The sequence below is a fragment of the Enterobacter sichuanensis genome (assembly GCF_009036245.1).
GTDB lineage: Bacteria > Pseudomonadota > Gammaproteobacteria > Enterobacterales > Enterobacteriaceae > Enterobacter > Enterobacter sichuanensis.
The window spans coordinates 1,732,645-1,743,444 of record NZ_CP027986.1 but is presented as its reverse complement, the minus strand read 5'-3'; the positions used below and the strand labels follow the sequence as shown (position 1 = coordinate 1,743,444).

At 49.8% G+C, this 10,800-nt stretch carries 12 protein-coding genes; 10 read left to right on the top strand and 2 right to left on the bottom strand.

Annotation, left to right across the window (positions count from 1 at the left end; translation table 11 throughout):
• Nucleotide 1 precedes the first annotated feature (1 nt).
• Entirely contained in the window at nt 2-397 is a 396-nt protein-coding gene (locus tag C1N69_RS08250; protein ID WP_155030981.1) for a lysozyme inhibitor LprI family protein, read from the top strand.
• On the opposite strand, the gene rutR is transcribed toward C1N69_RS08250, so the two are convergent.
• Nucleotides 394-1,032, bottom strand: coding sequence for an HTH-type transcriptional regulator RutR (rutR, locus tag C1N69_RS08245; protein ID WP_025755874.1), 639 nt, complete (start codon nt 1,030-1,032; stop codon nt 394-396). The two genes, C1N69_RS08250 and rutR, sit on opposite strands and share 4 nt — an antisense overlap.
• A 328-nt stretch (nt 1,033-1,360) precedes the next feature.
• Here rutR and C1N69_RS08240 point away from each other — a divergent pair, with 328 nt between their 5' ends.
• Together C1N69_RS08240 and C1N69_RS08235 are read left to right on the top strand one after the other, a co-directional pair.
• Nucleotides 1,361-2,149, top strand: a complete 789-nt coding sequence (locus C1N69_RS08240) for a DUF2971 domain-containing protein (protein WP_059444176.1) — start codon at nt 1,361-1,363, stop codon at nt 2,147-2,149.
• A gap of 131 nt (nt 2,150-2,280) precedes the next feature.
• The gene (locus C1N69_RS08235) at nt 2,281-2,883 is read left to right on the top strand and encodes a site-specific integrase (RefSeq protein WP_155030980.1); all 603 of its coding nucleotides are present in this window, start codon (nt 2,281-2,283) and stop codon (nt 2,881-2,883) included.
• Nucleotides 2,884-3,214: 331 nt separating this feature from the next.
• On the opposite strand, the gene C1N69_RS08230 is transcribed toward C1N69_RS08235, so the two are convergent.
• Complete coding sequence (locus C1N69_RS08230; RefSeq protein WP_155030979.1) at nt 3,215-5,098, bottom strand: ATP-dependent nuclease; 1,884 nt, start codon at nt 5,096-5,098, stop codon at nt 3,215-3,217.
• A 281-nt stretch (nt 5,099-5,379) separates the two neighbouring features.
• Between C1N69_RS08230 and C1N69_RS08225 the strand changes: the two genes are divergently transcribed.
• From C1N69_RS08225 to C1N69_RS08195, 7 genes are all read left to right on the top strand, one after another.
• The gene (locus C1N69_RS08225) at nt 5,380-5,871 is read left to right on the top strand and encodes a DinB family protein (protein WP_155030978.1); all 492 of its coding nucleotides are present in this window, start codon (nt 5,380-5,382) and stop codon (nt 5,869-5,871) included.
• Between the two features lie 344 nt (nt 5,872-6,215).
• Complete coding sequence (locus C1N69_RS08220) at nt 6,216-6,767, top strand: hypothetical protein (protein ID WP_244956322.1); 552 nt, start codon at nt 6,216-6,218, stop codon at nt 6,765-6,767.
• A 441-nt stretch (nt 6,768-7,208) separates the two neighbouring features.
• Nucleotides 7,209-8,300, top strand: a complete 1,092-nt coding sequence (rutA, locus tag C1N69_RS08215) for a pyrimidine utilization protein A (protein WP_155030977.1) — start codon at nt 7,209-7,211, stop codon at nt 8,298-8,300.
• Nucleotides 8,300-8,989, top strand: coding sequence for a pyrimidine utilization protein B (rutB, locus tag C1N69_RS08210; RefSeq protein ID WP_155030976.1), 690 nt, complete (start codon nt 8,300-8,302; stop codon nt 8,987-8,989). Before rutA ends, rutB begins: the two co-directional genes overlap by 1 nt.
• 11 nt (nt 8,990-9,000) lie before the next feature.
• Nucleotides 9,001-9,387, top strand: coding sequence for a pyrimidine utilization protein C (gene rutC, locus C1N69_RS08205; RefSeq protein WP_047958241.1), 387 nt, complete (start codon nt 9,001-9,003; stop codon nt 9,385-9,387).
• A gap of 7 nt (nt 9,388-9,394) precedes the next feature.
• Nucleotides 9,395-10,195: a pyrimidine utilization protein D gene (rutD, locus tag C1N69_RS08200; protein ID WP_155030975.1), complete on the top strand. Its 801-nt coding sequence runs from the start codon at nt 9,395-9,397 to the stop codon at nt 10,193-10,195.
• A gap of 9 nt (nt 10,196-10,204) precedes the next feature.
• Nucleotides 10,205-10,795, top strand: a complete 591-nt coding sequence (locus C1N69_RS08195; RefSeq protein WP_094918323.1) for a malonic semialdehyde reductase — start codon at nt 10,205-10,207, stop codon at nt 10,793-10,795.
• Nucleotides 10,796-10,800 lie beyond the last annotated feature (5 nt).

The window sequence follows — 10,800 nt, the reverse complement described above, 5'->3', positions numbered from 1 at the left end:
TATGAAACGATTTCTTATCGCAGGTGCAGCACTGCTGCTGAGCGCCAGCGCGCTGGCCGACGAGTGCGACAAAGCGACCACCCAGCTTGAACTGAATACCTGTAGCGCGCAGCAGTATCAGGCTGCCGATAAAAAGCTCAACCAGACGTATCAGGCGGCCATCAAGCGCGCGGCAGCCCCTCAGCGCGAGCTGCTGAAAAAAGCGCAGCAGGCGTGGATTACCCTGCGTGATGCGGACTGTACGTTTATCGGTTCGGGTACGGAAGGCGGCAGCATTCAGCCGATGATTGTTAATCAGTGCCTGACGGAGAAAACCGCGGAGCGTGAAGCGTTTCTGGCCTCGCTGATGCAGTGTGAAGAGGGCGACTTAAGCTGCCCTCTCCCGCCGGGAAACTAACGCACGCGAATCCCTTCGATAATCATCCGCTGCACGTTTTCCAGGGTGCTGTGGAAAAACGCTTCATCCTGAAGCGTTTTTCCGGTCACCGCCTCAACCTGGGCCGCAAAGTCAGCGTAATGCTGGGTTGAAGCCCAAATCATAAAGATCAGATGATGCGGGTCGACGGGCGCCAGCTTTCCGCTGGCCACCCATCCGGCAATAATGGCCGACTTGTCGTCAACCAGCTGTTTTAAATCCCCCGTCAGCTCCGCCTGCAGCAGCGGCGCGCCCTGCAGCATCTCCAGACAGAACAGCCTTGATGCTTGCGGATAATCGCGCGAGACCTCCAGCTTCAGGCGAATGTACTCTTTGATTGCCACCAGCGGGGCCAGCTCTTCACGAAACGCTTTCAGTGGCGCCAGCCAGATGTCGAGGATCTGCTGCATCACCGCGACATATAGCGCCTCTTTCGACGGGTAATAGTAGAGCAGATTGGTTTTGGACACCCCGGCCTGCTCCGCCACCTGCTCCAGGCGCGTGCCGTGAATACCAAACTGTGAAAAAGTCTCCAGCGCCGCGCTGAGGATCGCCTGCTTCTTGGCACTCACGGCCTGCGAACGCTTACCTGGTGTTTTCACTGCGCCTTGTGTCATTCCCGCTCTCCTTATTGGTTTGCCATAGCATAGCAAAAGCCCTGCTTTCTCTCGACATCCTGGGGTACAGAGTCTGTGCAAAATCGACAAGGAAAAGCTATTGTGGGAGGCCAATGCGAATGTGACTAACCGTTCTTTATAGCGGGTTCCTCGGCCCTTTAGACAGTCCGCTTTGTGCCAGGAGCGGACGTTGCAAACCTTTCGCTGTATTATAAAATTTGCTATTATTTTGTATTAACATCCAAACAAAGGCAACGACTGAGCTTATTTGGCTGCTTAATTTTTGTTTAAGTGCCGCTGAATATAATTTATATTGCAAGGAGTTAAAGTGTCTACTGATTTTATATGGCGATATCTTGATATAGAAAAATTCTCTATGCTTCTTAATCAGCAAGCTTTATTTTTTTGCTCAGCAAAAAAATTTGAAGATCCGTTCGAAGGCGAGTTTGCTTGGGGGCGTGTAGGCTACGAAAAATTTATTGAGACACAGAAAAAACTATGCGCTACCCATGGAGCTGGCATGGACTTAGATATGTTCATGGCATTCAATTTAAAGACACTTAAAGAAATAAGTGAGAAAACATACATAAGTTGCTGGCATAGCAGTGAGCATGAATCCGAAGCCATGTGGAAGTTATATTGTAAAAATCCGGCCAAAGGTGTTGTTATAAAAACAAAGAAAAAAACACTCCAGGCTCATCTTGAGAATAAAGGTCTAAACAAACTTCAGTTAAAGTCAGTAAAGTACGTACCGAATTTCTGGATAAAACAATACAATCCTGAACCCGATGTTTTCTTTAGTAAGAGACCATCTTTCGAATACGAAAAGGAATTTAGGGCGATTTTTCAAGAAAATACATTTAATACCCCCCCTGTAAATGGTAAGCTAATTCCAGTATCCCTTAATGAATTGTTAGAGGAAGTAAGAATATCACCGTTTTCTGGTCAAGATTTCAAAAATGAGGTTTTAGAACTTTCAAAAATATATGGGCTAGAAACTAAAGTTAAAGACTCTGAAATTGAAATGCATCCCATCATGAGCGTTGAGGAGAAAATAATTGCAGAAGGTCCTGATTGGTATCAGTCAACCATCAGGCTGGCAGTGCGTGGCGCATAACATTGCGCTCAAATTGCTCATTTCGTTCGCTGAACCTGCAAAGCAGACCTCTTAGCTTAAGTGTCAATGCCCGCTTCTCGCTCATAAAGGACAACCATACTCAAATCTCCCACATTGCAGGATATTTGAGTATGAACACGTCACTGTGGAACAAAGACCGTATCATCGGCCAAAAAAAACCACTTCAGATATCTCATATCTGGGGGATCCGAAACCGGCTTGAACTGGAAGGTAAAACGCGCGATTTAGCTCTGTTGAATATGGCCCTGGACAGTAAGCTTCGAGGCTGTGATCTGGTCAAACTCAAAGTATCGGATGTGGCATATGGTAGTTCGGTTTCAAGCAGAGCAACGGTGTTGCAACAGAAAACCGGTAGCCCTGTGCAATTCGAGATAACCAAAGGGACAAGAGAAGCTGTTGCTGCATTGATAAAGCTTAGCAATTTGTACAGTAAACACTTCTTGTTTCGGTCTCGGGTCGGAACTAACCAGCACATTTCAACCCGGCAATACAACCGAATCTTTCATGGGTGGGTAGAAAAGCTTGGTCTCGAAGATTCTCTTTACAGCACACATTCCATGAGAAGAACAAAACCTTACCTGATCTACAAGAAAACCAAGAATCTCCGGGTGTTCCAACTTCTGTTGGGTCATAAGAAACTGGAAAGCACAGTCCGTTATCTGGGCATTGAAGTCGATGATGCGTTAGAGATCTCTGAATCGATTGAAGTCTAAGGTTGTCAGGGTTGCAACAGCAGCCCTGTGCCAGAAGCGGACATCGTTTAACCTTACCTTAATGTGCAAGTAGCTAAGAGCTTGCTTGTGCCCCTATTTCTGCCCAACAGTATTAAAAAAATGGGAAGCACAATTCAATGTATATAAACTCAACTCTATGGTGCAGTGGATATACCTTAGATGATTGGAGTCTTGATAAAACAGGGCTGCAGCAGCCCTGTTCAAAAATTTGGCCTTGCTAACTTCAGCTATATTAATGTATGTAACTAGGTCATTTGTGCTCGATAAAAATTACAGCTTTTAAATTTACGGAGACATCAGTTTCAAATTTTTATTTCTGAACTCCCGGCAACACACTTGGCACAACGGTGATTGGATTTTCGGATGGAGATATTTCGAACGGGAAAGTTGCACGTTCAAACAATGGTGAGGCTATATCAACTTCAAGCTTGAGCTGTTGATCAGTAGATTTATTCGTTAGTTTGAACACTGTTGCATCAACCCCGATTGTAGATCTAGCTAATATATCAAGTTGTTGATCGCTACTGTTGAATGTCATGCCAAGCATCACTGGTGTCAAAATAGCACCGAGTTTCATACGAAGTAGATGATCTTCATCGACAAGCTGATTTGGAGCAGCATAACGTAATGCAATATAAATATCATTATAACATGTTGCAAGTTCTTGGATTTCTCTAGTATCGAATCCGGCAGCTTCTAGTGCTGCACGATCTGGTTTTCCTGTTCCAAACTCTTCTATTGCGCCGTAATAATTTTCGATTGCTCCCCGACGTAAAAAAAAACACCCAAGATTATGTAAAGAACTCAAGAGTACATCGTATTTTCTGCAAAGACTTTCGGCTCGTAAAGATGCTTCTGTACCAAAACTTGCCGGATCAATAAGAATACGTGCTAACGTCACGCGACGCACGGTATCAGCCCCAGAATCTTTACTTGACCAATCAAGATAATTCTCAGCCGCTGTATCGACCTCCTTCTTAAAGTCAGCAATGAAGGTCGTAATTGCTGCTCGCAGATCTCTGTCAAGATCAGCAAGATTTGTTCGCCCAATTTGGTCTGCAATCGGCCCAGCCTCTGGTAATTCACTGAAATAATTTACTAAATCATTTTCGTCAGCTAAGGCATCGAGATCTGCAAGCAAACTAACTCGTTTGTTCATTAGGCGAAACAGCTTGGCAGCTTCGATAAATTCTCCCTTTCCAGTAACTGGAAGTATTTGAGCGTTACGCGCAAGTAAACGGAGACCGAACTTTCTTGCCAGTTGTGTTACAATTATTTCGTCACTAGGGCCTTCGACCAGTAATACATGCTCAGCGAACATAGCTGTTCGATGGGTAGCGCTAAGGCGTGCTATTAATGCAGCTAGTTTTTTACTCCTAAGAATATCTGAATTTTTTGAGATCTGCGCTGGAATCTGCTGAGCCGAGTTGAAAAAAATTATTTTTGATAATTCTTCAATTCGTCGCAGCGGTAACATTGAAGGTGAATGTGTCGCTATGATAATCAATTTTTTCTTTGGATTATTAGGATCACCTGCTACCAATTCCATCTCTTCGAGCAGAAATGCTTGATGCTGTGGGTGTAGTGATATTTCTGGTTCATCGATAATTAATGCGCCTATCTCGTCATTATGAATTGCAGATAGTAACGCGACAACCTGCAATATTCCGCTGGCTTCGTGATTAGCTGCGTAACCCTCACCGCCCGTGACAGATGTTATCCTAATAGTCATTCCATTTTGAGACCACTTCAGCTCTACGCTTCGGTCAAACAATTGCTGCAAGCGTGCTTCAATCTTCAGCTTTAGGTCAGGTCGTCTATCTAAGACCATTAAGTCACCTGTAACACTCTCATAATCCCACCATCGTTCAACGTAACTCACGTGTCCAATTGCAGCATCACTAGAATTGACACCATGAGGAGACTCTGAGCTAGACCTAAAGGATTCAAATGGGCTACAACGTCCTGCCGAAAGAAAATGTACTTTTCTATTTTGAACAGTTATTCGATTTTCATTCATTAATTTTAATTTTATTGCACGCAGTGCTCGGGTTTTACCACTACCATTCGGCCCCACCAGTGTCGTAATTCCAGGACCAACTTGTATTGTCGCTTTTGTGGATAGATTATCGACCAATAGATATTCAACGTTTATTGGCCACGTTAAGTCTTTACCTATAGTATCTATGCTCATTTATATCCCTTACAATATTATTGTGTTGTTAAATTTAACATTTCAACATGCTAACATGGTATCAATTTATGTTAATAATTAGTGACCTGCACCCCACTGTTTGACACATAGTGATTCAAGTAAAGCCTTCATCAGATGTAAAAACAACTACGAACTTCCGCTCCTCGCTCAAAGCAGACCTTCAGTGTCACGTGCTTGTCTGCTGTGTGCCAAAAGCGGAAGTAAGTAGAAAGCTCTTTATGTTGCTGATATGATAATAAAATGTATAAAAGAGGTGACACATGGATAATGACAAGTTAGTTACGCTGTTTAGATACAAGCGCTGGATAGATATTGAAACACTGCAAGCGATTAAAAGAATCGATGCGTCTGCAAATGCAGAAAAGCACCACCTGACGCTCAGATTGATGAATCACGTACATGTGGTTGATTTGATCTTCAGAGCTAACGTTACCGGTCAGAAGCATTCCTTCACAGCATTGAACACGCCAGAGACCCCCTCTGCTGATGAGCTTCTGATAACGATGACTGAATGTACAGACTGGTATATTCAACATGTCAATTCCATGTCTTCCGCTGATCTTGCTGAAACAATCAAATTCCAGTTTGTTGATGGCGGATATGGTGAGATGAAGGCGGTCGATATGCTCAATCATGTGCTTTTTCACGGGACATATCATCGTGGCGCAGTGGGTTGGCTAATTTCAGAAAGTGGTGTAACCCCGCCCAAGGACGTATTGACCGTTTTTCTAAGAGATCATAACCACGAGTAAACGAGACTGGCAGGGGCATGCAAATTTATAACGCCATTGAGCCCTTTTACAAAAATAAGTGCATAAATGAATGGCGTGTTTAGATCCAGGTTGCAACGTCCGCTTCTCGCTCAAAGCAGTAATTCTTTTCCCGGTGGCACCAGAGGCGGCCCCTAATTTTAAAAAATTAACTTAAGTCTTTATTTCCGACTCACCAGGACGCATCGGCAGCCTTTTTTGCTCATTTTTCTTTACCCTGCACCACATTGCGCATATAACTGTCACCGTCCAGTTCTGCTGGAGTTAATATTATTGGACTGGTAGAGTGATGCCGTTACACATAATGGTTAAAAAGGATTTAATTTATGTCAAAAAAAACAAAAACGTTGGCTGCCGTCCCCTTCTTCCTCATATCTGTTGCAATGACAGGATGCATACAACGCGAGGTTGTCGTTAATCATGTGCAGGATGTCACCTCTGGAGACCGGGCTGAAGTGAGAATTATTGGTTTTACCAGCGATTCTATGATGTGGGGGGATTTTGATTGTAATCAGCCATATAAGATGCCTCCAAAAGGATACTACCCTCACGTAAGAACAACTTTCGAAAGTAACCCCGTATATATCGATAAGGGCTTTAAAAAATCAAAATTGCCAGATGGCGTATACCCTCTTGACCGCGCAGAATATTATGTTCGAGCGGGGAAATTATTAGGCGTATGGCCTTCAAACCATCTTAGCGATGGTAGACTTTGTACTAAAGACTTTGTTATCCGGCCTGAAAAAGACAAATTATATGAATTCAGGAACCGAAATGACGACAACACGTGCTATTTTGAGTTATATGAAATAAATAAATCAACTGGGGCAGCAACCAGGATGAAAATGACAAGCTATAGAGATATGTGTCCTAAATAATTATCTTGGAAGCGCCCCACTGAATAATGGAAGCTTGATAGTCATCGGTGAGGCGCGCCAGTGTCCTTTTGCATATTTGACCCTGTGTTTCCCAAACGGAAATGCAGCATTTGAAAAGGGTGAAGAAATTTGCGAATGGAGCACCACTATCCGTGTTGTCTGGTGATGAATTGTTCCGCATCGGGATTGTTGCCGCATTACCCTCGCCTCCCCTGCACCGTCATCGCGCACCGCTGCCTGTTTTGCGTGCATTACTTTTGACCATTTAGTCCACTTTATTTGATTCCAATTCACCAACCTCTAATTAACACATTAATAACAAAGCCTTTTTAAAAACTGGCATCCCCTTTGCAGATCCCTTTTCACGAGGCTTAACAGGATATGCAGGATGCAGCGCCACGTCTGACTTTCACCCCACACTGAGATGAAGAGAGGTTCGTGATGAAAATTGGCGTATTTGTACCGATCGGCAACAACGGCTGGCTTATCTCGACCACGGCACCGCAATACATGCCCACCTTTGAGCTGAATAAGGCCATTGTGCAAAAAGCGGAGCACTACCACTTCGACTTTGCGCTCTCGATGATCAAGCTGCGCGGCTTTGGTGGCAAAACCGAATTCTGGGATCACAACCTGGAGTCTTTCACCCTGATGGCCGGGCTGGCCGCGGTTACCTCGCGGATTCAGATTTACGCGACCGCCGCCACGCTCACCCTGCCTCCGGCCATCGTGGCGCGCATGGCCTCGACCATCGACTCCATCTCCGGCGGGCGCTTTGGCGTCAACCTGGTCACCGGCTGGCAAAAGCCGGAGTACGAGCAGATGGGGCTGTGGCCGGGTGACGATTACTTCTCTCGTCGCTACGACTACCTCACCGAATACGTGCAGGTGCTGCGCGACCTGTGGGGTACCGGCAAAAGCGACTTCAAAGGGGATTTCTTCACCATGAACGACTGCCGCGTCAGCCCGCAGCCGTCGGTTCCCATGAAGGTGATTTGTGCCGGGCAGAGCGACGCGGGAATGGCATTCTCGGCGAAATATGCCGACTTCAACTTCTGCTTCGGTAAAGGCGTCAACACGCCTGCCGCCTTCGCCCCGACCGCCGCGCGGATGAAAGAGGCCGCCGACAAAACCGGGCGCGACGTGGGCTCGTATGTGCTGTTTATGGTGATCGCCGACGAAACCGACGACGCCGCCCGCGCGAAATGGGAGCGCTATAAAGACGGCGCCGACGAGGAGGCCCTGAGCTGGCTCACCGAACAGAGCCAGAAAGATACCCGCTCCGGCGCGGATACCAACGTGCGCCAGATGGCCGACCCGACTTCCGCCGTCAATATCAATATGGGTACGCTGGTGGGTTCGTACGCCAGCGTCGCCAGAATGCTCGACGAAGTGGCGGCCGTTCCCGGGGCGGAAGGCGTCCTGCTGACCTTCGATGATTTCCTTAGCGGTGTGGAAACCTTCGGCGAGCGCATCCAGCCGCTGATGCAGTGCCGTGCCCATATCCCTGTCGTCACGAAGGAGGTGGCGTAATGACGACCCTGAACGCACGCCCGGAAGCCATTACCTTTGCGCCTGAGCAGAGCGCGCTGATTGTCGTGGATATGCAAAACGCCTACGCAAGCCCCGGCGGGTATCTGGATCTGGCGGGGTTCGACGTCTCGGCGACGCAACCGGTGATCGAGAATATCAAAACCGCCGTGGCCGCCGCACGCGCCGCCGGTATGCTCATTGTCTGGTTCCAGAACGGCTGGGACGACCAGTACGTTGAGGCCGGCGGCCCCGGTTCACCGAATTTCCACAAATCGAACGCCCTGAAAACCATGCGCAAGCGGCCCGAGCTGCAGGGAAAACTGCTGGCGAAAGGCGGCTGGGATTATCAGCTGGTGGATGAACTGGTCCCGCAGGAAGGCGATATAGTGCTGCCCAAACCGCGCTACAGCGGCTTTTTCAACACCCCGCTCGACAGCCTGCTGCGCAGCCGGGGGATACGCCATCTGGTCTTCACCGGCATCGCCACCAACGTCTGCGTGGAGTCTACCCTGCGCGACGGCTTCTTCCTGGAATATTTCGGCGTGGTGCTGGAAGACGCGACCCATCAGGCCGGGCCGGAATTCGCCCAGAAAGCGGCCCTGTTCAATATCGAAACCTTTTTTGGCTGGGTCAGTAACGTCGCGGAGTTCTGCGACGCCCTGAATCCTCCCATCGCCCGTATCGCCTGAGGAGAAAAACGATGCCGAAATCCGTGATTATTCCGCCGGGTACCAGCACGCCCATCGCCCCCTTTGTGCCCGGCACGCTCGCCGACGGCGTGGTGTACGTCTCCGGCACGCTGCCGTTTGATAAAGACAACAACGTGGTGTTTATCAACGACCCAAAGGCGCAAACCCGCTACGTGCTGGAAACCATCAAAAAGGTGATCGAAACAGCGGGTGGCACGATGGAGGATGTGACCTTCAACAGCATCTTTATCACCGACTGGAAAAACTACGCCGCGATTAACGAAATCTACGCGGAGTTCTTCCCCGGCGATAAACCGGCCCGGTTCTGCATTCAGTGCGGGCTGGTGAAGCCGGAAGCGCTGGTTGAGATCGCCACCGTTGCCCACATCGCGAAGTGAGGCGGCCATGAAACTCTCCGTCTCACCGCCCCCGTATGAGGGGGCGCCCGCGGTGGTCCTGATTGCCGGTCTCGGCGGCAGCGGCAGCTACTGGCTGCCCCAGCTCGCCGCGCTGGAGCAGGAGTATCAGGTGGTCTGTTATGACCAGCGCGGAACGGGCAATAATCCCGATCCCCTGCCGGAAGGGTACAGCCTTGCGCAGATGGCGGACGAACTGGCCCGGGCGCTGGCGGAGGCCGGGATTGCCCGCTACAGCGTCGTCGGCCATGCGCTGGGGGCGCTGGTCGGCCTGCAGCTGGCGCTGGATCATCCCGACGCCCTCACCGCGCTGGTGTGCGTTAACGGCTGGTTAACCCTTAACGCGCACACCCGCCGCTGCTTTCAGATCCGCGAGCGCCTGCTGCATTCCGGCGGCCCGCAGGCGTGGGTAGAGGCGCAGCCGCTGTTTCTCTACCCGGCAGACTGGATGGCGGCCCGCGCCCCTCGTCTGGAGGCGGAAGAGGCGCTGGCGCTGGCCCATTTCCAGGGGAAAACCAACCTGCTGCATCGGCTAAGCGCCCTGAAGAAAGCCGACTTCAGCCGCCATGCCGCGCGTATCCGCTGCCCGGTACATCTTATCTGCTCCAGCGACGACATGCTGGTGCCTTCTGTCTGCTCCGCTGAACTGCAGTCGGCAATCCCCGGCAGTCAGAAAGTGGTGATGCGCCAGGGTGGACATGCCTGCAACGTCACCGAGCCAGACACCTTTAACACGCTGCTGCTGAACGGGCTTGCCAGCCTGCTGCACAGCCATGAACCCGCGTTATAAGGAGCTGTAATGAGCGAAGCCATTAATCCCACTGCGCTGGAGACGCTGTTTACCTCCGCGCGCACCCATAACGGCTGGCTGGATATGCCGGTCAGCGACCAGGTTCTGCGCGAGATCTACGACCTGATGAAATGGGGTCCTACGTCCGCCAACTGCTCTCCGGCGCGGATAGTCTTTGTGCGAAGCGCAGAGGGAAAAGAGAAGCTGCGCCCGGCGCTCTCCAGCGGCAACCTGGAGAAAACGTTCGCGGCACCGGTTACGGCCATCGTGGCCTGGGACAGTGAATTCTACGATCGCCTGCCCGAACTGTTCCCGCACGGTGATGCCAGAAGCTGGTTTACCACCAGCCCCGCCCTTGCGGAAGAGACGGCGTTTCGCAACAGCTCCATGCAGGCCGCTTACCTGATTTTCGCCTGCCGCGCCCTGGGGCTGGATACCGGCCCGATGTCGGGCTTTGACCGACAAAAAGTCGACGACGCCTTTTTCACCGGCACCACGCTTAAAAGCAACCTGCTGATCAACATTGGCTATGGCGACCCGGGCAAACTTTACGGACGCCTGCCGCGTCTGGACTTCGACGATGCCTGCGGGCTGGCGTAAGGAGC

Excerpts from the sequence above, each read along its gene's own strand:
- C1N69_RS08220 (WP_244956322.1), top strand. The coding sequence starts at position 6,216 with ATGTCAAAAAAAACAAAAACGTTGGCTGCCGTCCCCTTCTTCCTCATA.
- C1N69_RS08225 (WP_155030978.1), top strand. The coding sequence starts at position 5,380 with ATGGATAATGACAAGTTAGTTACGCTGTTTAGATACAAGCGCTGGATA.
- C1N69_RS08195 (WP_094918323.1), top strand. The coding sequence starts at position 10,205 with ATGAGCGAAGCCATTAATCCCACTGCGCTGGAGACGCTGTTTACCTCC.
- rutD (WP_155030975.1), top strand. The coding sequence starts at position 9,395 with ATGAAACTCTCCGTCTCACCGCCCCCGTATGAGGGGGCGCCCGCGGTG.
- C1N69_RS08230 (WP_155030979.1), bottom strand. The coding sequence starts at position 5,098 with ATGAGCATAGATACTATAGGTAAAGACTTAACGTGGCCAATAAACGTT.
- rutB (WP_155030976.1), top strand. The coding sequence starts at position 8,300 with ATGACGACCCTGAACGCACGCCCGGAAGCCATTACCTTTGCGCCTGAG.
- rutA (WP_155030977.1), top strand. The coding sequence starts at position 7,209 with ATGAAAATTGGCGTATTTGTACCGATCGGCAACAACGGCTGGCTTATC.
- C1N69_RS08235 (WP_155030980.1), top strand. The coding sequence starts at position 2,281 with ATGAACACGTCACTGTGGAACAAAGACCGTATCATCGGCCAAAAAAAA.
- rutC (WP_047958241.1), top strand. The coding sequence starts at position 9,001 with ATGCCGAAATCCGTGATTATTCCGCCGGGTACCAGCACGCCCATCGCC.
- C1N69_RS08250 (WP_155030981.1), top strand. The coding sequence starts at position 2 with ATGAAACGATTTCTTATCGCAGGTGCAGCACTGCTGCTGAGCGCCAGC.
- rutR (WP_025755874.1), bottom strand. The coding sequence starts at position 1,032 with ATGACACAAGGCGCAGTGAAAACACCAGGTAAGCGTTCGCAGGCCGTG.